A 25,184-nucleotide genomic window follows, 5' to 3' on the forward strand; every position below is an offset into this window, starting at 1 on the left:
TTCATGCCCCCTTCACTGCGGTACGCACGACGACGATGCCGCGCTTCGGGCCCGGAACCGCGCCCTTGAGCAGCAGCAGACCCTTCTCGGCGTCGACCGCGTGCACGGTCAGGTTCTGGGTGGTCTGGCGGGCGGCGCCCATGCGACCGGCCATCCGCAGGCCCTTGAACACGCGCGACGGCGTCGAGGCGCCACCGATCGAGCCCGGCTTGCGGTGGTTGCGGTGCGCACCGTGCGAGGCGCCGACACCGGAGAACCCGTGGCGCTTCATGACACCGGCGGTGCCCTTGCCCTTGGTGGTGCCGATCACGTCGACCAGCGCGCCGGCCGCGAAGGCCTCCGCGGTGATCTCCTGGCCGAGCGTGAACTCGGAGGCGTCGGACGTGCGGATCTCGGCCACGTGCCGGCGGGGGGTGACCCCGGCCTTCTCGAAGTGGCCCTTCAGCGGCTTCGTGACCTTGCGCGGGTCCACCTGGCCGTAGGCCAGCTGCACCGCGGCGTAGCCGTCGGCCTCAGCGGAGCGCACCTGGGTCACGACGTTGGTGCCGACAGCGACCACGGTGACGGGGACGAGACGGCCGTCGGCGTCCCAGACCTGCGTCATACCGAGCTTCGTGCCGAGCACCGCCGTGACGGGGCGCGCGTTCTGCTGGGTAACCATGAAGATCAGTTCCTTCCCAGCGTCAGAGCTTGATCTCGATGTTCACGTCGGCGGGCAGGTCGAGACGCATGAGCGAGTCGACCGCCTTCGGCGTGGGATCGATGATGTCGATGAGCCGCTTGTGCGTGCGCATCTCGAAGTGCTCGCGGCTGTCCTTGTACTTGTGGGGCGACCGGATGACGACGAAGACGTTCTTCTCCGTCGGGAGCGGCACCGGGCCCACGACCGTCGCACCAGCGCGGCTCACCGTGTCGACGATCTTGCGCGCCGAGCTGTCGATGACCTCGTGGTCGTAGGACTTGAGCCGGATGCGGATCTTCTGTCCCGCCATGGCGTCGTCTTCTTCTCTCTCTTCGAACTGCAGGGGTCCGACCCCCGCGCTCGGGCGTGTCGCGTTTTGCGACGTACCTTCACGCCGGTCCTCCGCCGGTGCGCGGGGCGCGGTGGCGGGGACGAGGTCGTTGGTGGTGAGCGATCCCGACGCCGGGTGACCCCGGGCTGGAGCTGGGCTCGCAACGCGTCCCTGCCCGGTCGACCCGGGGTCCTGAGCGCACGCGCGCAGGCACCCCCGTCGTCGGGCAACTTGTCTAGTGTGCCAGGGCCGGGCCGAAAGGTCCAACCGGACCTGCGTCACACCCGCGTGATCACGCGGCGGAGGGCCCCCACCATCCTCCCCCGCGGACCGCCCGCGCGCCAGGTACGGGTTGCGGACCCGTGGGGGTGCCCGTCAGGGTCGTGCGCAGGGACCCGCGAGGGGGCGGGTCCACGACGGAAGGGCGACGACGATGTCGCAGCACCCCGATCCCGAACCCCGGCGCGCACCCGGACCCGAGCCCGACCCGGTCGACTGGGAGCAGGTCCAGGCGTCCGCCGAGTTCACCGACCTGCGCCGCCGGTTCCGGCGGTTCGCGTTCCCCATGACCGCGGCGTTCCTCGCCTGGTACCTGCTGTACGTCCTGCTCTCGACCTACGCGGTCGACCTCATGGCCAGGCCCGTCGTGGGCGCGCTCAACGTCGGCCTCCTGCTCGGCCTCGGCCAGTTCGCCTCGACGTTCCTCATCACCTGGCTGTACGTCCGGCACGCCGACCGGCGGCTCGACCCGCCCGCCGAGGCGCTGCGGCACGGGCTGGAGGGCAGGGCCTGATGGACGTCGGCAACGCCTGGGTCAACATCGCCATCTTCGCGGCGTTCGTCGTCGTCACGCTCGTCATCGTCGTCCGGGTCTCCCGGGGTCCGCGCGAGGCCGGGGACTTCTACCACGGCGGCCGCGCCTTCTCCGGGCGGCAGAACGGCATCGCCATCGCCGGCGACTACCTGTCCGCCGCGTCGTTCCTCGGCATCGTCGGCGCCGTCGCCGTCTACGGGTACGACGGGCTGCTCTACTCCATCGGGTTCCTCGTCGCGTGGCTCGTCGCGCTGCTGCTCGTCGCGGAGCCGCTGCGGAACACCGGCAAGTACACGATGGCCGACGTGCTGTCCTTCCGGATGCGGCAGCGCCCCGTGCGCACCGCCGCCGCGATCTCCACGCTCGCGGTGTCGTTCTTCTACCTGCTCGCGCAGATGGCCGGGGCAGGCGGGCTCGTCGCGCTGCTGCTCGGGGTGCAGGACCAGTTGGGGCAGTCGCTCGTCATCGCCGTCGTCGGCGCGCTCATGATCGTCTACGTGCTCGTCGGCGGGATGAAGGGCACGACCTGGGTGCAGATCATCAAGGCCGTGCTGCTCATCGTCGGCGCCGGGGCGATGACCGTGTGGGTGCTCGTGCTCAACGGCGGCAGCCTGTCCCGGCTGCTCGAGCGCGCGGCCGCCGACCACCCCGAGGGCAACGCCATCCTCGCGCCGATGCTGCAGTACGGCGGCTCGGAGGCGTCCAAGCTCGGGTTCATCTCCCTGGCGCTGGCGCTCTGCTCGGCGCCGCCGGGCTCCCCCACGTGCTCATGCGGTTCTACACGGTGCCCACCGCCAAGGAGGCCCGGCGGTCCGTCACCTGGGCGATCGGGCTGATCGGGGCGTTCTACCTGTTCACGCTCATCCTCGGGTTCGGGGCGGCGTACCTGGTCGGCGTCGACGAGATCCTCGCCGCGCCCGGCGGGGCCAACTCCGCGGCCCCCGCGCTCGCCTACGAGCTCGGCGGCACGCTGCTGCTCGGGGTCATCGCCGCGGTGGCCTTCGCGACGATCCTCGCCGTGGTGGCGGGGCTGACCATCACCGCGGCGGCGTCGTTCGCCCACGACGTCTACAACGGCGTCCTGAAGGACGGGAAGGCGAGCCCGGAGAAGGAGGTGCGCGTCGCCCGGACGACCGCGGTCGTCGTGGGGCTGGTGTCCATCGTCGGCGGCGTGCTCGCCAACGGGCAGAACGTCGCGTTCCTCGTGTCGCTGGCGTTCGCCATCGCGGCCAGCGCGAACCTGCCGTCCATCCTGCTGTCGCTGTACTGGCGGCGGTTCAGCACCCGGGGCAGCGTGTGGAGCATCTACGGCGGCCTGGTCTCGGCGCTGGTGCTGATCGTGTTCTCCCCGGTCGTGACGGGCTCGGAGACGGCGATGTTCCCGGGCGCGGACATCGCGTGGTTCCCCCTGTCCAACCCCGCGCTGGTCAGCGTCCCGGTCGGCTTCCTGGCCGGCTGGCTAGGCACGATGACCCGCCCCGACGCGGACGCGAGCAAGCAGGCGGAGATGGAGGTCCGCGCCCTGACGGGCGCGGGCGCCGAGCGCGCGACCCCCCACTGACCACCAGGGTGCACGAGACACGTCGCCGGTGCCCTCAGCGCGGGCACCGGCGACGTGTCTCGTGCACCGTCGTGGTCACGGTGCCGGGCGGAGGCCGGCCGTGGCGAGGCGGGTCGCCAGGCGGGGGGTGTCCAGGGCGTCCGCCCAGGTCCACCGCACCACCCGTAGGCCCAGCGCACGGATCCTGTCCTCGCGCTGCTTCTCGGCCCAGAGCCGATCCTCGACCGCGCGGCGGTCGGGCACGCCGTCCGTCCGGTACTTCAGGCGACCGTCGAACTCTCCGACGAGGCCGAGATGCTCCCACCAGAAGTCGACCCGCGCGACGAGGCCGTCGGCGTCACGGAGCTCGTGCTGGAGCACCGGTGGCGGCACGCCGAGCTCGATCATGCGCGCACGGCTCAGCGACTCCCCCGGCGACTCCGCCTCCGCGCGTGCCTCCGTGACCACCCGACGGGCGCGGCGCACGCCGGGCTCGCCCCCTGCGGCCTCCGACTCCCGCCGCAGCTCGTCCGGCGTGGCGATGCCGGTACGCAACGCGTGGTCCGCGGCCACGAGGGCCCCGGCGAACCGGTCGCGGCGGGCCAGGTCGACGACGGTGCGCGCGGCCTCCGTCACGTGCACGCCGCCCTGGAGCACGACGGCGGGCCGACGTGCCGTCCGGTGCCGGACGACGCCGCGCGACGACCGCACGGTCGAGGACGCCCCGACGAGCACCTCGACGAACTGCGGCCAGGCGCCCAGGCGCGGCAGCCGCCACAGGGCGGCCGCGGACGCGTGGCTGAAGACCGCGCGCCGCATCCGCCGGGACGCGGCGACCACTAGGGCGCGGTAGCGGCCGTCGGCGTCCAGCGCCGCCCACCCGTCCGCGTCCGCGTAGGCCCCGTACCGCACGCGCACGAGCGACCCGGCGTCGCGCGCATCCCGCAGGTCCTCGCCCGAGAGCCCGGTGCGCGGCTCGTCCTCCGGCGTCAGCACCTGCACGTCCCTGTCCACGCGCCCACCTTCCCGCGCGAAAACACGGGTAGGCCGGTTATCCACAGGTTGGCTTGCGAGCGGTCCGCCCCGGGTGCACGAGACACGTCGGGGGTGCCCCCAGTGAGGGCACCCCCGACGTGTCTCGTGCACCTGGGTCAGAGGCGGAAGCGGGTGACCTCGCGCTCCAGGGTGGTCGCCAGGGTGGCCATGGTCTCGGCCTGCTGGCGGGTGGCCTCGCCGCTCGCCGACGTGACCGCGGCCTGGGACTCGACGTCGTCGATGCCGCTGGCGATCTGGGTGGCGCCCGCCGCGGTCTGGGCGATGCTGCGGCTGATCTCCGTCGTGGTGGCGTTCTGCTCCTCGACGGCGCTGGCGATCGTCGCCTGGTAGTCGTTGATGCGGGCGATGACCTCGGCGATCTCCGCGATGGCGCCGGCCGCGTCGGCGGAGTCGCCCTGGATGGCCTGGACACGCGTCGCGATGTCCTCGGTGGCCTTCGCGGTCTCCTGCGCGAGCTCCTTGACCTCGCTCGCCACGACGGCGAAGCCCTTGCCGGCCTCACCCGCGCGGGCCGCCTCGATGGTGGCGTTCAGGGCCAGCAGGTTGGTCTGCTCGGCGATCGTGGTGATCACCTTGATGACGTTGCCGATCTCCGCGGACGAGTCGCCGAGCTTGCCGACGGTCGCGTTGGTGGTCTCGGCGGTGGCGACGGCCTGGTTGGCGACGCGCGCGGCCTCCTGCGCGGACTGCGAGATCTCGCGGATCGCCGCGCCCATCTGCTCGGCACCCGTGGCGACCGTCAGCACGTTGGCGGACACGTCCTTGGCGGCGACACCCAGCGCGCGGGTCTGGCCGGTGGTGGCCTCGGAGGTCCCGGCGATCTCCTCGGCGCGCTCCAGCAGCGCCGCGGAGCCCTGGGACAGCGCGGTCGAGCTCTGCGACAGGGTGGAGACCGTGCCGCGCAGGCTCTCGGCCGCGGCCTGGGCGGCGCGGCCCATCTGGCCGACCTCGTCGGAGCCCGCGGGGACGAGCCGCTCGGTGAGGTCGCCGTCCGCGAGGGCGACGAGCACGTCCCGGACCTGGCCGACGCGGCGCGCGGTGGACCGGCCGACCAGCAGCGACGCGACCACCGCGCCCGCGAGGCCGACGACGAGCAGCACGACCACGACGACCTGCGACTGCTGCGCCTGCGCGTGACCCGCGGCCGAGGCCTCGGTGGTCAGCGTGGTCTCGTACTCGCCGAGCGCGTCGGCCGCCTCGGCGAGCTCGGTCTCGGCGCCGTCGAACGCCGCGACCAGCGCCGTCGGCGCCGGGGAGGTGTAGCCCGCGGGGGCGGTCTGCCCCAGGACCTCGGTGTTGAACAGGTCCAGGTACGCGGACCAGGCGGCGTCGAACCGGTCGACGTTGGCCTGCCACGTCGGGTCGGTGTCCACCACGGCGGCGTACGCCGCGAACGAGTCCGAGACCCCGGCCTCGGCGTCGAGGGTCTGCTGCAGCGCGGTCTGCGACCCGAAGGTCTCGCCCGGGGTGGTGTACCGGATGGTGCCCTTGTACGTCGCGGCCAGCGACTGCTGGATGCCGACCAGCGCGTCGAGCCGCGTGACGTTCTCGCTCTGGATCCGCTGCATCTGCTGGTCCAGGGACCCGAGGCGCGCGAGGGCGACCGCACCCGTGGCGACGGCGACCGCGCCCATGATGGCGACGCACAGCAGGATCTTCGCCGCGATCCCGGAGAACCGGGCTGACGGCGTGGGGGTGGATCGGCCAGCAGGCACGGCGGACTCCTCGGGACGCAGGTGGGGACGAAGGTCCCATCGTCCGCGCCGGGCGCCGGGTGACCGGTCGTGCCCCAGGTCACAGCCCCGCTGCTCCGACCGGGCGTCCCCGCTCCCCCGTCCGGGCGACACCCGCCCGGGAACGGCAGAAGGGCCCGGGTGCCGAAGCACCCGGGCCCTCCCGGTCGATCACGTCGCCCCTGAGGGGCTCAGATCACTTGATGATCTTGGTGACGCGGCCCGACCCGACGGTGCGGCCGCCCTCGCGGATGGCGAAGCCGAGGCCCTCCTCCATCGCGATGGGCTGGATCAGCGTCACGGAGATCTCCGTGTTGTCGCCGGGCATGACCATCTCGGTGCCCTCGGGCAGCGTGATGACGCCGGTGACGTCGGTGGTGCGGAAGTAGAACTGCGGACGGTAGTTCGAGTAGAACGGGTTGTGACGCCCGCCCTCGTCCTTGGCCAGGATGTAGACCTGACCCTCGAACTCGGTGTGCGGCGTGATCGAGCCCGGCTTCACGACGACCTGGCCGCGCTCGACGTCCTCACGCTTGGTGCCACGGAGCAGGAGGCCGCAGTTCTCGCCGGCCCACGCCTCGTCCATCTGCTTGTGGAACATCTCGATGCCGGTGACCGTGGTCTTCTGCGCCGGGCGGATGCCGACGATCTCGACCTCGGAGTTGATCTGCAGCTTGCCGCGGTCGACCTTGCCGGTGACGACGGTGCCACGACCGGTGATGGTGAAGACGTCCTCGATCGGCATGAGGAACGGCTTGTCCATGTCACGGACCGGCTCCGGGACGGACTCGTCCACGGCGTCCAGCAGGTCCTCGACCGACTTGACCCACTGGGCGTCGCCCTCGAGGGCCTTCAGGCCGGAGACCCGGATGACCGGGGCCTCGTCGCCGTCGAAGCCCTGCGACGACAGCAGCTCGCGGACCTCCATCTCGACGAGCTCGAGGATCTCCTCGTCCTCGACCATGTCGGACTTGTTCAGCGCGACGAGCAGGTACGGCACGCCGACCTGGCGGGCGAGCAGGACGTGCTCACGCGTCTGGGCCATCGGGCCGTCCGTCGCGGCGACCACGAGGATGGCGCCGTCCATCTGCGCCGCACCCGTGATCATGTTCTTGATGTAGTCGGCGTGACCCGGCGCGTCGACGTGAGCGTAGTGACGCTTCTCCGTCTGGTACTCGACGTGCGCGATGTTGATCGTGATGCCGCGCTGCTTCTCCTCGGGCGCCTTGTCGATCTCGTCGAACGGCGTGAAGGGGTTCAGCTCCGGGTACTTGTCGTGCAGCACCTTCGAGATGGCAGCGGTCAGCGTCGTCTTGCCGTGGTCGACGTGACCGATGGTCCCGATGTTGACGTGCGGCTTGGTCCGCTCGAACTTCGCCTTGCCCACTGGGTCCTCCTCAGGACTCTGGTGTAGAGATTGCCGAACGATGCGGGGGGGCTCATCGCCCCCCGCGGACGTGCGGTCCTACGGGTCGGGTTGATTGGTCGTACTCGGTTCGACCTGTGGGACTACTCGCCCCGGGTCTTCTTGATGATCTCGTCGGCAACATTCCGAGGAACCTCGGCGTAGCTGTCGAACTGCATCGAGTACACCGCGCGACCCTGGGTCTTCGACCGCAGGTCACCGACGTACCCGAACATCTCGGAGAGAGGAACCTGGGCGCGGATCACCTTCACGCCCGTCGCGTCCTCCATGGACTGGATCATGCCGCGGCGCGAGTTCACGTCGCCGATGACATCACCCATGTACTCCTCGGGCGTCCGGACCTCGACGGCCATGATCGGCTCGAGGAGGACGGGGTCCGCCTTGCGGACGGCCTCCTTGAGGATCATGGAACCGGCGATCTTGAACGCCATCTCCGAGGAGTCGACGTCGTGCGCGGCACCGTCGAGCAGCGTGGCCTTGATCCCGACCAGCGGGAAGCCGGCCAGCACGCCCAGCTGCATCGCGGACTGGATGCCCTGGTCCACGGACGGGATGTACTCGCGAGGCACGCGACCACCGGTCACGGCGTTCACGAACTCGTACATCGAGCCGTCCTCGGACTCGAGCGGCTCGAAGGTCATCTGGACCTTGGCGAACTGCCCGGAGCCACCGGTCTGCTTCTTGTGCGTGTAGTCGATCTTCTCCACCGTGCGGCGGATCGTCTCGCGGTACGCCACCTGCGGCTTGCCGACGTTGGCCTCGACCTTGAACTCGCGACGCATGCGGTCGACGAGGATGTCGAGGTGGAGCTCGCCCATGCCGCCGATGACGGTCTGGCCGGTCTCCTCGTCCAGCTTGACGCGGAAGGTCGGGTCCTCCTCGGCGAGCTTCTGGATCGCCGTGGAGAGCTTCTCCTGGTCGCCCTTGGTCTTCGGCTCGATCGCCACGTCGATGACGGGCTCCGGGAAGGTCATGGACTCGAGGACCACCGGCGCGTCGAGGGCGCAGAGGGTGTCACCGGTGGTGACGTCCTTCAGGCCGATGAACGCGTAGATGTGGCCGGCGGTGGCCTCGTCGACCGGGTTCTCCTTGTTGGCGTGCATCTGGAAGATCTTCCCGATGCGCTCCTTCTTGCCCTTGGTCGAGTTCATGACCTGGGCGCCCTGCACGACCTTGCCCGAGTAGACCCGGATGAAGGTGAGCTTGCCGAAGAACGGGTGCGCGGCGATCTTGAACGCCAGGGCCGAGAACGGCTCGTTGGCGTCCGGGTGACGCTCGATGACCTTCTCCTCGTCCTTGACGTCGTGGCCCTGGATGGCCGGGACGTCGAGGGGCGACGGGAGGTAGTCGACGACGGCGTCGAGCATGGGCTGGACGCCCTTGTTCTTGAACGCCGAGCCGCACAGGACCGGGAAGGCCTCGCCGGAGATGGTGAGCTTGCGGATGCCGGCCTTGATCTCGGCGACCGTGAGCTCCTCACCGCCGAGGAACTTCTCGAGGAGGGCGTCGTCGGTCTCGGCGACGGCCTCGAGCAGCTCGCTGCGGAACTGCTCGACGCGGTCCTGGAGGTCCGCGGGGATCTCCTCGACCTCGTACTTGGCGCCCATCTCGGTCTCGCCGCGCCACACGAGCGCGCGCATCTCAACCAGGTCCACGACGCCGATGAAGTCGTTCTCGGCACCGATCGGCAGCTGGATGACCAGCGGCTTGGCCTTGAGGCGGTTCACGATGGTGTCGACCGTGAAGTAGAAGTCCGCGCCCAGCTTGTCCATCTTGTTGACGAAGCAGATGCGGGGGACCTCGTACTTGTCGGCCTGGCGCCAGACGGTCTCCGACTGGGGCTCCACGCCCTCCTTGCCGTCGAACACCGCGACCGCGCCGTCGAGGACGCGGAGCGAGCGCTCCACCTCGACCGTGAAGTCGACGTGACCGGGCGTGTCGATGACGTTGATCTGCGTCTCGTTCGACTTGCCCTTGTTCCAGAAGGCGGTCACAGCAGCGGACGTGATCGTGATGCCACGCTCCTGCTCCTGCTCCATCCAGTCCGTCGTCGAGGCGCCGTCGTGGGTCTCGCCGATCTTGTAGTTGACGCCCGTGTAGTACAGGATCCGCTCGGTCGTCGTGGTCTTGCCGGCATCGATGTGCGCCATGATGCCGATGTTGCGGACCTTGTTCAGGTCCGTCAGCACGTCCAGTGCCACAGGTTCAGCCCCTCGGTAGTGGGGTCCGCCCTACTGCTGGGATTACCAGCGGTAGTGGGCGAACGCCTTGTTGGACTCGGCCATCTTGTGCATGTCCTCGCGACGCTTCACCGCGGCGCCGAGGCCGTTGGACGCGTCGAGGATCTCGTTCATCAGACGCTCGGTCATCGTCTTCTCGCGACGGGCGCGGGAGTAGTCGGTGAGCCAGCGCAGCGCGAGGGTGGTCTGGCGGACGGGGCGGACCTCGACCGGGACCTGGTAGGTCGCGCCACCGACACGACGCGAGCGGACCTCGAGCGACGGGCGGACGTTGTCCAGCGCGCGCTTGAGGACGACGACGGGGTCGCCCTGGGTCTTCTCGCGGACGCCCTCGAGGGCGCCGTAGACGATGGCCTCGGCGACGGACTTCTTGCCGTCGAGGAGGACCTTGTTGATGAGCTGCGTGACGACCGGCGAGCCGTAGACGGGGTCGACGATCAGCGGACGGCGGGGGGCGGGACCCTTACGAGGCATCGGTTCAGCCCTTCTTCGCGCCGTAGCGGCTGCGCGCCTGCTTACGGTTCTTCACGCCCTGGGTGTCCAGCGCGCCACGGATGATCTTGTACCGCACACCGGGGAGGTCCTTCACACGACCGCCGCGGACGAGCACGATGGAGTGCTCCTGCAGGTTGTGGCCCTCACCGGGGATGTAGGCCGTGACCTCGATGCCCGAGGAGAGCTTGACGCGCGCGACCTTCCGGAGAGCCGAGTTCGGCTTCTTCGGGGTGGTCGTGTACACGCGGGTGCAGACGCCGCGGCGCTGCGGGCTGCCCTGCAGCGCAGGGGTCTTCGACTTGTTCGTCTTCGGCGTCCGGCCCTTGCGGACCAGCTGCTGGATCGTAGGCACTACGTCTCCGTCGCTAGGTGAACTCTGGTCTGACCGGCTCCCCGTCACCCTGGACGGCCGGCGTGGCCCGGATCGTCGCCCGTCGTGCGACTACCCCGGAGGGGTCTTGCGTCCCGAACCGACCCCCGCACCCGGGCGTGTCGTCCCCCTCCTGCTCCGCACACCGGCCCCCGGTCTCCCGGGGTCTGAGGTGCGGTCTGGGGTTCGCCAGCCTGCGCCCGACCATGTCGAGCGCGCGCGAGGGCCCGACGGCGCGGGCACGGTGTCCCACGTTACCGGTGCGTCCGCGCACCGTCAAAGCAACTGGGTGGCGGGCCGGGAGGTGGGCTCGTGGGGGTCAACACCCGGCAGGGCCGCGGTGTTCCCGGGGTCGTGCGCGGTTCACCACCGGTTCACGTCCCCCACGCCCGAGGGGGCCCGCCGCGACCAGCGCGGCGGACCCCTTCGGGTCGGATCAGGAGCTCGAGATCAGCGGAAGTCGCCGAAGTCGATGTCCTCGAGCGGGATCGCCTCGCCCGAGCCGAGGCCCAGGGCGGGGAAGTCGATCTCGTCGTAGCCGAAGGACGGGTAGAGCTCCGCCTTGGCCTCCTCGGTCGGCTCGACCGCCACCTGGTGGTAGCGGGGCAGGCCCGTACCGGCGGGGATGAGCTTGCCGAGGATGACGTTCTCCTTGAGGCCCAGCAGCGGGTCGCTGCGGCCCGACATCGCGGCCTCGGTGAGGACGCGGGTCGTCTCCTGGAAGGAGGCGGCCGACAGCCACGAGTCCGTTGCGAGCGACGCCTTCGTGATGCCCATGAGCTCCGGGCGGCCGGAGGCGGGCTGACCCGACTCGGCGACCGCACGGCGGTTGGCGTCCTCGAAGCGGCCGCGCTCGGCGAGCTCGCCCGGCAGCAGGTCCGTGTCCCCGGAGTCCAGCACGGTCACGCGACGCAGCATCTGCCGCACGATGACCTCGATGTGCTTGTCGTGGATGTCCACGCCCTGGGAGTTGTAGACCTCCTGGACCTCGTCCACCAGGTGCTTCTGGGTGGCGCGGGGACCGAGGATGCGCAGGACCTTCTTCGGGTCCACCGCACCCTGCACGAGCTGCGTGCCGACCTCGACGTGGTCGCCGTCCGAGACCAGCAGGCGCGAGCGCTTGGTGATCGGGTAGGCGATCTCCTCCGAGCCGTCGTCCGGCGTCAGCACGATGCGACGCGTCCGGTCGGCCTCGTCGATCGTGATGCGGCCGGAGAACTCCGCGATGGGGCTCTCACCCTTGGGGGTGCGGGCCTCGAAGAGCTCCTGGACACGCGGCAGACCCTGCGTGATGTCCTCCGCCGACGCGACACCACCGGTGTGGAAGGTCCGCATCGTCAGCTGGGTACCGGGCTCACCGATCGACTGGGCCGCGATGATGCCGACGGCCTCGCCGATGTCGACGAGCTTGCCGGTGGCCAGCGAGCGGCCGTAGCACTTGGCGCAGGTGCCCACGCGGGACTCGCAGGTCAGCACGGAGCGGACCTTGAGCGACTCGACGCCGGCCGCCAGCAGGCGGTCCAGCAGCACGTCGCCGATGTCCTCGCCGGCTCGACCGATGATCTCGCCGTCGATCTCCGCGTCGGTGGCCAGGGTGCGGGAGAAGACCGAGGTCTCCACCTTGTCGTGGCGGCGCAGCGCGCCACCCGTCCCCGGGACGCCGATCGGCATGGTGAGGCCGCGCTCGGTGCCGCAGTCCTCCTCGCGGACGATGACGTCCTGCGACACGTCGACCAGACGACGGGTCAGGTAGCCCGAGTCGGCGGTCCGCAGCGCGGTGTCCGCCAGACCCTTGCGGGCACCGTGCGTGGCGATGAAGTACTCGAGGACCGACAGGCCCTCGCGGTAGTTCGCCTTGATCGGGCGGGGGATGATCTCGCCCTTCGGGTTCGCCACGAGACCACGCATACCGGCGATCTGCCGGACCTGCATCCAGTTACCACGCGCACCGGAGCCGACCATGCGGAACACGGTGTTGCGGGCGGAGAAGTTCTCCTGCATGGACTTGGCGACCTTGTCGGTGGCCTGGGTCCAGATCTCGATGAGCTCCTGACGACGCTCGTCGTCGGTGATGAGGCCCTTGTCGTACTGGCCCTGCACCTTCGCCGCGCGCGCCTCGTGCTCCGCGAGGATCTCGGCCTTGTCGTTCGTCGCCGCCACGTCGGAGATGGCGATGGTGACGCCCGAGCGGGTGGCCCAGCGGAAGCCGGCCTCCTTCAGGGCGTCGAGCGACGCGGCGACCTCGACCTTCGGGTACCGCTCGGCCAGGTCGTTGACGATGACCGAGAGGCGCTTCTTGTCGACGACGCCGTTCTCGTACGGGTAGTCCACGGGCAGCAGCTCGTTGAACAGGGCCCGGCCGAGCGAGGTCTCGAACAGGAACGGCTCGCCGTCCACGAAGCCCTCGGGCTCCTGGCCGGCGCCGAACACCAGCTCCTCCATGCGGATCTTGACGACCGCGTTGAGGTCCAGGCTGCCCTGGTCGAACGCCATGATCGCCTCGGAGACCGAGGAGAACGCGCGACCGGCGCCGAGCGCCTCGTCCTTGTCCGACGTCAGGTGGAACAGGCCGATGATCATGTCCTGCGAGGGCATGGTCACCGGACGGCCGTCCGACGGCTTGAGGATGTTGTTGCTCGACAGCATGAGCAGGCGGGCCTCGGCCTGCGCCTCCGCGCTCAGCGGCAGGTGCACGGCCATCTGGTCGCCGTCGAAGTCGGCGTTGAACGCGCCGCAGACGAGCGGGTGCAGGTGGATCGCCTTGCCCTCGACCAGCTGGGGCTCGAACGCCTGGATGCCCAGACGGTGCAGCGTGGGCGCACGGTTCAGCAGCACGGGGTGCTCGGTGATGACCTCCTCGAGCACGTCCCACACGACCGGGCGGGCACGCTCGACCATGCGCTTGGCCGACTTGATGTTCTGCGCGTGGTTCAGGTCGACCAGGCGCTTCATCACGAACGGCTTGAACAGCTCGAGCGCCATCTGCTTGGGCAGACCGCACTGGTGCAGCTTGAGCTGCGGGCCGACGACGATGACCGAACGGCCCGAGTAGTCGACGCGCTTGCCGAGCAGGTTCTGGCGGAACCGGCCCTGCTTGCCCTTGAGCATGTCGGAGATCGACTTCAGCGGACGGTTGCCGGGGCCCGTCACCGGGCGACCACGACGGCCGTTGTCGAACAGCGAGTCCACGGCCTCCTGGAGCATCCGCTTCTCGTTGTTGACGATGATCTCCGGCGCGCCCAGGTCCAGGAGCCGCTTGAGGCGGTTGTTCCGGTTGATGACGCGGCGGTACAGGTCGTTCAGGTCGGAGGTCGCGAAGCGGCCGCCGTCGAGCTGCACCATCGGACGCAGGTCCGGCGGGATGACCGGGACGGCGTCCAGGACCATGCCCGTGGGCGAGTTGGTCGTGGTGAGGAACGCGTTGACGACCTTGAGGCGCTTCAGGGCGCGGGTCTTGCGCTGGCCCTTGCCCGTCTGGATGATCTCGCGCAGGTTCTCGGACTCGGCCTCGAGGTCGAAGGACTCCAGGCGCTTCTGGATCGCCGCGGCGCCCATCGAGCCCTCGAAGTAGTTGCCGAACCGGTCCTGGAGCTGGCGGTACAGCAGCTCGTCGCCCTCGAGGTCGGCGACCTTGAGGTTCTTGAAGCGGTCCCAGATCTGGTCCAGGCGGTCGATCTCGGCGTCGGAGCGCTTGCGGATCTGCGCCATCTCGCGGTCGGCGGAGTCGCGCACCTTGCGGCGCGCGTCGGCCTTGGCGCCCTCGGCCTCGAGCTCGGCCAGGTCGGCCTCGAGCTTCTGGGCGCGGGTGTTGATGGCGTCGTCGCGGCGGTCGACGTACTCCTTGCGCTCCAGGTCGATCTCGTTCTGGAGGTTCGGGAGGTCCTCCTGGCGACCCTCGACGTCGACCCACGTGATCATGTAGGCCGCGAAGTAGATGACCTTCTCGAGGTCCTTCGGGGCGAGGTCCAGCAGGTAGCCGAGGCGCGAGGGCACGCCCTTGAAGAACCAGATGTGCGTGACGGGCGCGGCCAGCTCGATGTGGCCCATGCGCTCACGACGCACCTTGGAACGGGTCACCTCGACGCCGCAGCGCTCGCAGATGATGCCCTTGAAGCGCACGCGCTTGTACTTGCCGCAGTAGCACTCCCAGTCCCGGGTGGGGCCGAAGATCTTCTCGCAGAAGAGCCCGTCCTTCTCCGGCTTGAGGGTGCGGTAGTTGATGGTCTCGGGCTTCTTGACCTCGCCGTGCGACCAGGTCCGGATGTCGTCGGCCGTGGCCAGGCCGATGCGCAGCTCGTCGAAGACGTTGACGTCGAGCAAGGGGTCCTACTTCCTTCGCTTGCCGGGTCGCGCGGGGCGCTGACCGGCGGAATGGAGTTGCTGCAAGGGGTGCGGGCGGCCCGCCGGCCCCCTGGGGGGCCGGCGGACGCTCGGCGTCAGATCTCGTCGACGGAGCTGGCCGCGTTCGGGCGGCGGGACAGGTCGATGCCCAGCTCCTCCGCCGCGCGGTACACCTCGTCGTCGTTCTCCCGCATGTCGATGGACACGCCGTCGCTCGACAGCACCTCGACGTTCAGGCAGAGCGACTGCATCTCCTTCAGGAGCACCTTGAAGGACTCCGGGATGCCCGAGTCGGGGATGTTCTCGCCCTTGACGATGGCCTCGTAGACCTTCACGCGGCCCGGGATGTCGTCCGACTTGATGGTGAGGAGCTCCTGCAGCGTGTAGGCCGCGCCGTACGCCTCGAGGGCCCACACCTCCATCTCGCCGAAGCGCTGACCGCCGAACTGCGCCTTACCACCCAGCGGCTGCTGCGTGATCATCGAGTACGGGCCGGTCGACCGGGCGTGGATCTTGTCGTCCACGAGGTGGTGCAGCTTGAGGATGTACATGTAGCCGACGGCCACCGGGTCCGGGAACGGCTCGCCGGAGCGGCCGTCGAACAGGCGGGCCTTGCCGTCGGGACCGACCATCCGCTCGCCGTCGCGGTTCGGGATCGTCGAGCCGAGCAGACCGGTCAGGGTCTCCTCCGGCACGCCGTCGAACACGGGCGTCGCGACCGGCACGCCGGGCGTCGACGACTTCGCGATCTCCGGGACCTGGTCGACCCACGACAGGTCGCCCTCGGCCAGCTCGACGTTCCAGCCCTGCTTGGCGATCCACCCGAGGTGGACCTCCAGCACCTGGCCGACGTTCATGCGGCCCGGGACACCCATCGGGTTCAGGACGATGTCCACCGCGGTGCCGTCCGGGAGGAACGGCATGTCCTCGACGGGCAGGATCTTCGAGATGACGCCCTTGTTGCCGTGACGGCCGGCGAGCTTGTCGCCGTCCGTGATCTTGCGGCGCTGGGCGATGTACACCCGGACGAGCTCGTTCACGCCGGCGGGCAGCTCGTCGCCGTCCTCGCGGTTGAACGTGCGCACCTCGATGACCGTGCCGGACTCGCCGTGGGGCACCTTGAGGGACGTGTCGCGGACCTCGCGGGCCTTCTCGCCGAAGATGGCGCGCAGCAGGCGCTCCTCCGGGGTCAGCTCGGTCTCGCCCTTGGGGGTGACCTTGCCGACCAGCACGTCGCCCGCGGAGACCTCGGCGCCGATGCGGATGATGCCGCGCTCGTCGAGGTCCGCCAGGACGTCCTCGGAGACGTTCGGGATGTCCCGCGTGATCTCCTCGGGGCCGAGCTTGGTGTCGCGGGCGTCGACCTCGTGCTCCTCGATGTGGATCGAGGACAGGACGTCGTCCTGCACGAGGCGCTGCGACAGGATGATCGCGTCCTCGTAGTTGTGGCCCTCCCACGACATGAACGCGACCAGCAGGTTGCGGCCGAGCGCGAGCTCGCCCTCGTCCGTGGCCGGGCCGTCGGCCAGCACGGAGCCGACCTCGACGCGGGCGCCCTGGTCGACCAGCACGCGCTGGTTGTAGGACGTGCCCTGGTTGGAGCGGCGGAACTTCGCGGCGCGGTAGGTGCTCGTCGTCGCGTCGTCGTTCGCGACCGTGATCAGGTCGGCCGACACCTCGGTGACGACACCCGCCTTGGTCGCGACGATGACGTCGCCGGCGTCGACCGCCGCGCGCCACTCCATGCCGGTGCCGACGAGCGGCGCCTCGGAGCGGACCAGCGGCACGGCCTGGCGCTGCATGTTCGCGCCCATGAGCGCGCGGTTGGCGTCGTCGTGCTCGAGGAACGGGATGAGCGCGGTACCGACGGACACCATCTGGCGCGGCGAGACGTCGATGTAGTCGACGACGTCGGCCGGGACGTCCTCGGTGTCGCCACCCTTGACGCGGACGAGGACGGTGTCGTCGACGAACCGGCCGTCGGCGTCGATCGTCGCGTTCGCCTGGGCGATGACGTAACGGTCCTCGTCGTCGGCGGTCAGGTAGTGCACCTCGTCGGTGATCTGACCGTGCTCGACCTTGCGGTACGGGGTCTCGACGAAGCCGAACGGGTTGATCCGCCCGAACGTCGCGAGCGAGCCGATGAGGCCGATGTTCGGGCCCTCAGGGGTCTCGATCGGGCACATGCGGCCGTAGTGCGACGGGTGGACGTCACGGACCTCCATGCCGGCGCGGTCGCGGGACAGACCACCCGGGCCCAGCGCGGACAGACGACGCTTGTGCGTCAGGCCGGCGAGCGGGTTGTTCTGGTCCATGAACTGCGACAGCTGGCTCGTCCCGAAGAACTCCTTGATGGAGGCCACGACGGGACGGATGTTGATCAGCGTCTGCGGCGTGATCGCCTCGACGTCCTGGGTCGTCATGCGCTCGCGCACGACGCGCTCCATCCGGGACAGGCCGGTGCGGACCTGGTTCTGGATGAGCTCGCCCACCGCGCGGATGCGGCGGTTGCCGAAGTGGTCGATGTCGTCGGTCTCGACGCGGACCTCGACGGCCTCGCCGTTGCGCGTGCCCGGCAGGGTCGCGACGTCGGCGTGCAGCGCGGCGACGTACTTGATCGCGGCGACGATGTCGTCCTTGGACAGCACCGAGTCGGCCAGGGGCACGTCGATGCCGAGCTTCTTGTTCAGCTTGTAGCGGCCGACCTTCGCGAGGTCGTAGCGCTTCGGGTTGAAGTAGAAGTTCTCGATCAGCGCGCGGCCGGCCTCGACGGTCGGCGGCTCGCCCGGGCGGATCTTGCGGTACAGGTCGAGCAGCGCCTCGTCCTGGGTCTGGACGTGGTCCTTCTCCAGGGTGTCGATGACGGCCGGGAACTGCGCGAACTCCTCGCGGATCTCCGACTCGGTCATGCCGAGCGCCTTGAGCAGCACGGTGGCGTTCTGCTTGCGCTTGCGGTCGACGCGGACGCCGACGTTGTCGCGCTTGTCGATCTCGAACTCGAGCCAGGCCCCGCGGGACGGGATGACCTTGACCGTGAAGACGTCCTTGTCGGACGTCTTGTCCGGGGTGCGCTCGAAGTACACGCCCGGGGACCGCACCAGCTGCGAGACGACGACGCGCTCGGTGCCGTTGATGATGAACGTGCCGCGCTCGCTCATGAGCGGGAAGTCGCCCATGAACACCGTCTGCGACTTGATCTCACCGGTGGTGTAGTTGACGAACTCCGCGGTGACGAACAGCGGCGCCGCGTAGGTGAAGTCCTTCTCCTTGCACTCGTCGGCCGTGTACTTCGGCGGCTCGAAACGGTGCTCGCGGAACGACAGCGACATGGTGCCGCCGAAGTCCTCGATGGGGGAGATCTCCTCGAAGATCTCCTCCAGTCCAGCGGTCTCCGGGACGTCCTGCCGGCCGGCCTCGAGAGCGGCGGCGACCCGGGCCTGCCACTTCTCGTTGCCGAGCAGCCAGTCGAAGCTCTCCGTCTGGAGCCCGAGGAGGTCGGGGACCTCGAGAGGCTCGTCGATCCGGGCGAAGGAGATGCGGCGGGAGATCGTACGGTTCGCGATGGCTTCGGACGTTGCGGAGGAGGTGCGCGAGGCAGCCAAGAGGGGTCCTTCCCAGCAGATCGAGTTCCCTGCAGCGGGCCCGGCGGTTCGCGACCCCCCGGCCTCGGACCCCCGTGCATCGCGTACTACGATGCCGGTGGGCGCGGGTTATACGGGGTCGCGGGCACAGGCCAGCGCAAAGCGCTAGCGTAGTCCAGGACTGGCCGGAAGTCCAGCGGGCGTGCTATGGCGCACGCCGCACCCGCTGCGCCGCCCGCCGCCCCCTCCCCCGCGCGCACTCCTGCGCGGCGCCGACCCCCGCGCCGAGGGTGCACGAGACACGTCCGGAGTGCCCGCAGCGGGGGCACCCCGGACGTGTCTCGTGCACCTACGCGAGCCGGGCACAGCGCAGGCCCGCACCCCCGAGGGGGTGCGGGCCTGCGCTTGAGGCGTCCCGGGTCTCAGCGCGCTAGTGCGCTGAGCCCGGAGCGGGTCACTTGAGGGTGACGGTGGCGCCGGCGCCCTCGAGGGCGGCCTTCGCCTTGTCCGCGGCGTCCTTCGCGACGTTCTCGAGGACGGGCTTCGGGGCGCCGTCGACGAGGTCCTTGGCCTCCTTCAGGCCGAGGGAGGTCAGGGCGCGCACCTCCTTGATGACCTGGATCTTCTTGTCACCAGCGGCCTCGAGGATGACGTCGAACTCCGACTTCTCCTCCTCGGCGGCACCGGCGTCACCGGCACCGCCGGCGGGGGCGGCGACGGCCACGGCGGCCGGGGCCGCGGCGGTGACCTCGAAGACGTCCTCGAACGCCTTCACGAACTCGGAGAGCTCGATGAGGGTGAGGCCCTTGAACTGCTCGATGAGCTCGTCGGTGGTGAGCTTCGCCATGATGGCGGTTCCTTCCGTTCGGTCCGCGCCGGTCACGTCGACCAGGCGGGGCAGTGTGGGGAGCGCTGGAGCCGGGGTGGCTCAGGCAGCGGTGTCGGCAGTCTCCTGCTTGGCCCGCAGGGCCTCGACGGTGCGCACAGCCTGAGAGGCGGGCGCGGTGAAGAGGTAAGCCGCCTGGAACAGCTTGGCCTTCATCGCACCGGCCGCCTTGGCCAGCAGGACCTCGCGGGACTCGAGGTCCGCGAGCTTGGTGACCTCCGCAGCGGTCAGGGCGCGCCCGTCGAGGACACCACCCTTGATGACCAGTGCGGGGTTCGCCTTGGCGAAGTCACGCAGACCCTTGGCCGCCTCGACCGGGTCACCGGTGACGAAGGCGATCGCGGACGGGCCCTTGAGCTCGTCGGAGATCCCCTCGATCCCGGCTTCCTTGGCCGCGATGGCGGTCAGCGTGTTCTTCACCACGGCGTAGTTCGCGTTGCCGCTGAGCGACCGACGCAGCGTCTTGAGCTGCGCGACGGTGAGCCCGCGGTACTCGGTCAGCACGGCCGCGTTCGACTCGCGGAACTGGTCCGCGAGCTCTGCGACAGCGGCTGCCTTGTCCGGCCTCGCCATGGCAATCCTTCCGAATGGTGGTGCCGCCGGTCGTCGTCCTCGACCCCGAACACGAGAAGAGCCCCGGCGCCGGCGCCGGGGCTCGCGGGACGCACGCTGTCGCGTGCCACCATCGAACTTCGTCACCTGCGCGGGTCTCCGCCGGAGCGGGACTTCGGGCGGCCCCTGGACGCGCCCCGCGGAGGCGGGACGAGCACGGGAGCCGACGACCTGCGGTCTTGGGCAGCGACCAGACTACGGCACGGTCGCCACGATCCCCAAATCCGCCCGGGCCCCGGCGCATGCCCGGCATCCGGGGGCCGCGCCGGAGGCCGAGGTCGTCACACGCGGACGAGGCCGTCACATCGGATGTGACGACCTCGTCGACGAGTGACGACCTCGCCGCACGGGCCGACGCACCGCCGCCCGGGCCGTCGCACCGCCGCACGTGCGCACCGCGTCCTACAAGCGCGCCGCCAGGAGCTCCGCGAGGTGCACGCCCTGGACCCCGGCGAGCTGGTCGGCCTGGGTGCGGCACGAGTACCCGTCGGCGAGGAAGACGTCCCCCGGGGCGGCGTCCCGCAGCGCGGGCAGCAGCGCGTGCTCGGCGACCTGCACGGACACGTCGTAGTGCCCCTTCTCCATGCCGAAGTTCCCCGCCAGGCCGCAGCAGCCCGCGAGCGTCGAGAACGACGCCCCGGCGTCGCGCAGCAGCGCCTGGTCCGGGGTGTACGTCATCACCGCGTGGTGGTGGCAGTGCGGCTGCACGACGGCCGTCACGTCGGAGAGGTCCGGCGGGGTCCACCGCTCCCCCGGCCCGATCGGCGCGGGCGCCGTGAGCAGCTCGGCGAGCGTCCGGGTCGCGCGGGCGACCGCGACGGCGCGCGGGTCGTCGGGCAGCAGGTCGAGCAGGTCGGAGCGCAGCACCGCGGTGCAGGACGGCTCCAGGCCCACGATCGGCACGCCGTTGACGGCGTACGGGCCGAGCACCTCGAGCAGGTGGGTGAGGCGCTTGCGGGCCCCGTCGAGCTGACCGGTGGAGATCCAGGTCAGGCCGCAGCAGGCGTCGTGGTCGGGGACGACCACCTCGTACCCGGCGTCCCGGAGCACCCGGACGGCGGCCACGGGGATGGACGGGGCGAGCGCGTCGCTGAACGAGTCCGTCCACAGCAGCACCGGCGGACGCCCCGACGTCCCGGAGACCGACAGCGTCGTGCCGTCGGAGGTCGCCGGACGCCCCCCGGGGACGTGCCCGCGCCGGACGTCGACCTCGCCCCGGCGCACCCGCGACCGGAACGGCGCCGGGGAGAAGTCGACCATCTTCCGCCGGGTGTCCATGCCGCCGAGCCGGAGCACGACCTTCGCCAGCGGGCGCACGCCGAGCACGGCGTTCGCGACCCGCGCGAGGCCGGGGATGCCGGTGACCAGGCGCGTCCAGCGGGGCAGCCAGCCGAGGGCGTAGTGGTTCACGGGGCGCAGCCGACCCCGGTACGTCTGGTGCAGGGCCTCGGCCTTGTACTGCGCCATGTCGACGCCGGCCGGGCAGTCCGAGGAGCACGCCTTGCAGGACAGGCAGAGGTCGAGGGCCTCGTGCACCTCCGGGGAGGACCAGCCGCGCGACACCAGCGTGCCGTTGGCCATCTCCTGCAGCACGCGCGCCCGGCCCCGGGTGCTGTCCTTCTCGTCGCGGGTCGCGAGGTAGGACGGGCACATGAACCCGCCCGCGGCCGAGGAGTCGGCGCGGCACTTGCCGACGCCCACGCACCGGTGCACGGCCGTGGTGAAGTCCCCGCCGTCGTGCTCGAACGCGAAGCCGCCGCGGGACGCGGGCAGCGGGTGCGCGTGCGGTCGGCGCAGGTCCGCGTCCAGCGGGCGCGGGCGGACCAGCACGCCGGGGTTGAGCAGGTCGTCGGGGTCGAGCAGGTCCTTGAACGCGCCGAACGCGGCGATGGCCCGCTCGGAGTACATGACCGGCAGCAGCTCGGAGCGGGCCCGCCCGTCGCCGTGCTCGCCGGACAGCGAGCCGCCGTGCGACGCGACCAGGTGCGCGGCGTCCGTCATGAACGCGCGCAGCGGGTCGCCGGAGCGCTCCATGGGCACGTCGAGCCGCAGGTGCACGCAGCCGTCGCCGAAGTGCCCGTACGCGAGGCCGTCGACGCCGTGCGTGGCCATGAGGGCCTCGAGGTCGCGCAGGTACGCGCCCAGCCGCTCGGGCGGCACGGCGGAGTCCTCGAACCCGGGCCAGGCCTGCTCGCCGGACGGGGTGCGGCCGCCGAGCCCGGCGCCGTCCTCGCGGATCCGCCACATCGCGGCGGCCTCGGGGCCGGGCGGGAACACGCCGACCGCGCGGGTCCCGGCGTCGGCGGCGAGCGCGTGCGCGCGCTCCAGCGCCTCGTCCAGGGTGTCGCCGCCGACCTCGACCATCATCCAGCCCGCGCCCTCGGGCAGCGGCGGCACGGCCGCGGCGCCCTTGACGCGGCGGACGACGTCGACCAGGCGGGCGTCCATGCCCTCGATGGCGAGCGGCCGGTGGGCGAGCAGCGCGGGGACGGCGTCCGCGGCGGTCGCCATGTCCGGGTAGCCGAGCACGACCAGCACCGGCGCGGCGGACACCGGCACCAGCCGCACGGTCGCGCCGAGCAGCGTCACCACGGTGCCCTCGGTGCCGACCAGGGCCTTGGCGAGGTCGGCGCCGTTCTCCGGCAGCAGGTGCTCCAGCGAGTACCCGGACACCTGCCGCCCGAACCGGCCGAGCTCGGTGCGCAGCGTCGCCATCTCGGCCCGCACCAGCGCGTCCAGGCCCGGCACGGGGTCGAGGCCCTTGCCGGCGGTGAACCGGCGGCCGCGGCCGTCGACCACGTCGAGCTCCAGCACGTTGTCCGCCGTGCGTCCGTACGCCACCGCGCGCGGCCCGCAGGCGTTGTTGCCGATCATGCCGCCGAGGGTCGCGCGCGCCTGGGTCGACGGGTCCGGGCCGAACCGCAGGCCGTGCGGCGCGGCCTCGCGCTGCAGCGCGGCCATCACCACGCCCGGGTCGACGCGCGCGGTGCGGGCCTCCGGGTCGATCTCCCGCACCCGGTTCACGTGCCGCGACCAGTCGAGGACGACGCCGGTGCCGACGGCGTTGCCCGCCACGGACGTGCCGCCACCGCGGGACGTCACGGGCGTGCCGAGCCCGCGGGCGACCTCCAGGGCCGCGAGGGCGTCGTCCACGTCGCGCGGGAACACCACGACGGACGGGACGACGCGGTAGTTGGACGCGTCGGTGGAGTACTCGGCGCGGCGGCGGGTCGAGTCGTCGACGCCGCCCGCGACCGCGGACCGCAGCGCGCGGACCAGCTCGGCGGCGGACGCGGCGGGCTCGGCGGCGGGGGCGGGCCCACCGCCCGGGGGGAGGGACGTGGCGGTCGTCACGCCGGTCAGTGTTCCACCGCCTCCGGCGGTGCGCGCCGCCGTCCACCACGCGAACGCCCCCGTCGCCCGGTGGGGGCGGCGGGGGCGTCGGCGCGAGCAGGAAGCCGGTCAGGACTCCAGCGCGGCGTCCAGGGTGATCTCGGTGCCGGTCAGGGCCTTGCTCACCGGGCAGGTGGCCTTGGCGTCCTGCGCGGCCTTCAGGAACCCGGCCTCGTCCAGGCCGGAGACCTCTCCGCGGACCTTCAGGGCGATCCCGCTGATCCGGAACCCGCCGGCCGGGTCCGGGCTGAGGGTGACGTCGGCGGAGACCTCCAGGGCCTCCGGCGTGCCGCCGGCCTCGCCGATCAGCGCGGACAGCTGCATCGCGTAGCAGGACGAGTGCGCGGCGGCGATCAGCTCCTCGGGGCTGGTCGTGCCACCGGCCTCGTCGGCCGCGCGCTTCGGGAACGACACGTCGTAGGTGCCGACCTTCGAGCTCGTGAGCTCCACCTGGCCGCCGCCGGCCTCCAGCGTGCCGTTCCAGGCGGTGCGTGCGGTACGTGTGGGCATCTCTGCGGCTCCTCACCAGACGGGGAGGGCGGCCGGACGACCACCCCCGGCCCCACCGTAGGTCGCGACCCGCACGGGCGCACGCGCCTGCTCAGCCCACGAACTCCCAGTGCCACGGCTCCGGCTTCGAGCCCGTCGCCCGGGCCCACGACGGCAGCGTCCAGCCGAACCGCTCGGCGTTCGCGAGCATCCAGTCGTGCTGGTCCGTGCCGAACGAGTACGCGCGCCCGCCGAGGTCCACCGCGACACCGCCGCCGTGGTTCGAGGTTCCCGGCGTGGCGCACAGGCTGCCCTTCTGGCGGCGGCACGCGACCTGCTGGCTGTACGACCGGTACGAGTCGGTGATCACCAGGTTCGTGCCGAAGGCGGCGGCGAACTCGACGTTCAGCTGCTCCAGCGCCTCGGCCGCGTCGCAGCGCAGCTGCTGCCCGGGGGCGAAGTCGAGCTCGCACAGCGCGGACGCGGGGATCTGGCCGTTGTCGTAGGAGTCGAGCGAGGTGCGCTGCGCCTCCTTGCGGGCGGCCTCCGCGGCGGCGGCAGCGGCGGCCGCGGCCTCCTGGGTCTGCTGGGTGACGACCTGGAGCTCGGCGGTCAGCGTCGCGACCCGCTCGACCTGCGCGGCCAGCAGCGTCGCCGCGGGGTCCGCGTCGGGCTCGTCGGCGGCGGCGGACGGCGAGACGGCGACGGTCGGCGCGGTGCCCTCGGCCGTGCCGGCACCGGCCACGTCGTCCGAGGTGGAGGTGGCGCCCTGCTCGGCGGCGGCGTCCGCCTGCGCGTCGGCGCTCGCGTCCGCGACGGCGTCGGCCAGGGACTCGCCCGCGAGGACGGGGGCGGGCTGCTCGGCGGGCCGCAGGGCGGTCAGCGCGGGCTGCTCGGCCTGCGTCGTCGCGATGAGCGTGTCGAGCTCCGCGACCGCCGTCGCCAGCGCGGCGACCCGCTCCGCGGGCACGGCCGACGCGACCGCGTCCGCCGTCGCGCTGCCCGCGTCGCGGACGGCCGTGCTCGCCAGCACCACGGCGTCCTGCCGCGCCTGGACGACCTCGACCGTGAGCGGGGCGGTCCCGGCGGCGGGCGCCTCGTCGGGCGCGGTCACCTCGGCCGCCTCGGTGCGGGCGGCCGGGGCGGGGGTGAGCGTGAAGGCGCCCACGCCGAGGGCGAGGCTCACCGCGACGGC

At 71.3% G+C, this 25,184-nt stretch carries 16 protein-coding genes and 1 pseudogene; 2 read left to right on the forward strand and 15 right to left on the reverse strand.

The annotated features are described in order from the left end of the window. Position 1: 1 nt before the first annotated feature. Positions 2 to 661 (reverse strand): 50S ribosomal protein L3, encoded by a 660-nt coding sequence (gene rplC, locus EBM89_RS01505; protein WP_122147692.1) that lies wholly within the window; start codon positions 659 to 661, stop codon positions 2 to 4. Between the two features lie 22 nt (positions 662 to 683). Further along, the gene (rpsJ, locus tag EBM89_RS01510) at positions 684 to 992 is read right to left on the reverse strand and encodes a 30S ribosomal protein S10 (RefSeq protein WP_122147693.1); all 309 of its coding nucleotides are present in this window, start codon (positions 990 to 992) and stop codon (positions 684 to 686) included. 454 nt (positions 993 to 1,446) lie between these two features. Here rpsJ and EBM89_RS01515 point away from each other — a divergent pair, with 454 nt between their 5' ends. Next, complete coding sequence (locus EBM89_RS01515) at positions 1,447 to 1,806, forward strand: DUF485 domain-containing protein (RefSeq protein WP_122147694.1); 360 nt, start codon at positions 1,447 to 1,449, stop codon at positions 1,804 to 1,806. Continuing rightward, a pseudogene (locus EBM89_RS01520) lies at positions 1,806 to 3,388 on the forward strand (monocarboxylic acid transporter). Before EBM89_RS01515 ends, EBM89_RS01520 begins: the two are co-directional and overlap by 1 nt. 75 nt (positions 3,389 to 3,463) lie before the next feature. Here EBM89_RS01520 and EBM89_RS01525 read toward each other — a convergent pair. The 13 genes from EBM89_RS01525 to EBM89_RS01590 form a co-directional block, all read right to left on the reverse strand. Continuing rightward, a complete protein-coding gene (locus EBM89_RS01525; RefSeq protein WP_122147695.1) occupies positions 3,464 to 4,381 on the reverse strand; it encodes a type IV toxin-antitoxin system AbiEi family antitoxin domain-containing protein in 918 nt (305 codons plus the stop codon). 137 nt (positions 4,382 to 4,518) lie between these two features. Beyond that, positions 4,519 to 6,138 (reverse strand): methyl-accepting chemotaxis protein, encoded by a 1,620-nt coding sequence (locus EBM89_RS01530; RefSeq protein WP_122147696.1) that lies wholly within the window; start codon positions 6,136 to 6,138, stop codon positions 4,519 to 4,521. A gap of 214 nt (positions 6,139 to 6,352) precedes the next feature. Continuing rightward, a complete protein-coding gene (tuf, locus tag EBM89_RS01535; RefSeq protein WP_122147697.1) occupies positions 6,353 to 7,543 on the reverse strand; it encodes an elongation factor Tu in 1,191 nt (396 codons plus the stop codon). Between the two features lie 122 nt (positions 7,544 to 7,665). Next, positions 7,666 to 9,783 (reverse strand): elongation factor G, encoded by a 2,118-nt coding sequence (gene fusA / locus EBM89_RS01540; protein WP_122147698.1) that lies wholly within the window; start codon positions 9,781 to 9,783, stop codon positions 7,666 to 7,668. Positions 9,784 to 9,825: 42 nt separating this feature from the next. Further along, positions 9,826 to 10,296, reverse strand: coding sequence for a 30S ribosomal protein S7 (gene rpsG, locus EBM89_RS01545; RefSeq protein WP_122147699.1), 471 nt, complete (start codon positions 10,294 to 10,296; stop codon positions 9,826 to 9,828). Positions 10,297 to 10,300: 4 nt separating this feature from the next. Continuing rightward, on the reverse strand, positions 10,301 to 10,669 hold the full coding sequence (gene rpsL, locus EBM89_RS01550; RefSeq protein WP_122147700.1) for a 30S ribosomal protein S12: 369 nt from the start codon (positions 10,667 to 10,669) through the stop codon (positions 10,301 to 10,303). 468 nt (positions 10,670 to 11,137) lie between these two features. Further along, on the reverse strand, positions 11,138 to 15,007 hold the full coding sequence (locus tag EBM89_RS01555) for a DNA-directed RNA polymerase subunit beta' (protein ID WP_122147701.1): 3,870 nt from the start codon (positions 15,005 to 15,007) through the stop codon (positions 11,138 to 11,140). Between the two features lie 116 nt (positions 15,008 to 15,123). After that, positions 15,124 to 18,630: a DNA-directed RNA polymerase subunit beta gene (gene rpoB / locus EBM89_RS01560; RefSeq protein ID WP_122147702.1), complete on the reverse strand. Its 3,507-nt coding sequence runs from the start codon at positions 18,628 to 18,630 to the stop codon at positions 15,124 to 15,126. Positions 18,631 to 19,063: 433 nt separating this feature from the next. Beyond that, positions 19,064 to 19,456, reverse strand: coding sequence for a 50S ribosomal protein L7/L12 (rplL, locus tag EBM89_RS01570; protein WP_122147704.1), 393 nt, complete (start codon positions 19,454 to 19,456; stop codon positions 19,064 to 19,066). 81 nt (positions 19,457 to 19,537) lie between these two features. After that, positions 19,538 to 20,068, reverse strand: coding sequence for a 50S ribosomal protein L10 (gene rplJ, locus EBM89_RS01575; RefSeq protein WP_122147705.1), 531 nt, complete (start codon positions 20,066 to 20,068; stop codon positions 19,538 to 19,540). Between the two features lie 441 nt (positions 20,069 to 20,509). Further along, positions 20,510 to 23,386 (reverse strand): FAD-binding and (Fe-S)-binding domain-containing protein, encoded by a 2,877-nt coding sequence (locus EBM89_RS01580; protein ID WP_233571469.1) that lies wholly within the window; start codon positions 23,384 to 23,386, stop codon positions 20,510 to 20,512. 183 nt (positions 23,387 to 23,569) lie between these two features. Continuing rightward, on the reverse strand, positions 23,570 to 24,010 hold the full coding sequence (locus EBM89_RS01585) for an OsmC family peroxiredoxin (RefSeq protein ID WP_122147707.1): 441 nt from the start codon (positions 24,008 to 24,010) through the stop codon (positions 23,570 to 23,572). A 91-nt stretch (positions 24,011 to 24,101) separates the two neighbouring features. Further along, positions 24,102 to 25,184, reverse strand: a 1,083-nt coding sequence (locus EBM89_RS01590) for a M15 family metallopeptidase (RefSeq protein WP_199731932.1), incomplete at its 5' end; no start/stop codon positions are given.

The sequence above is a fragment of the Cellulomonas triticagri genome (assembly GCF_003696205.1).
Classification (GTDB): Bacteria; Actinomycetota; Actinomycetes; order Actinomycetales; family Cellulomonadaceae; genus Cellulomonas; species Cellulomonas triticagri.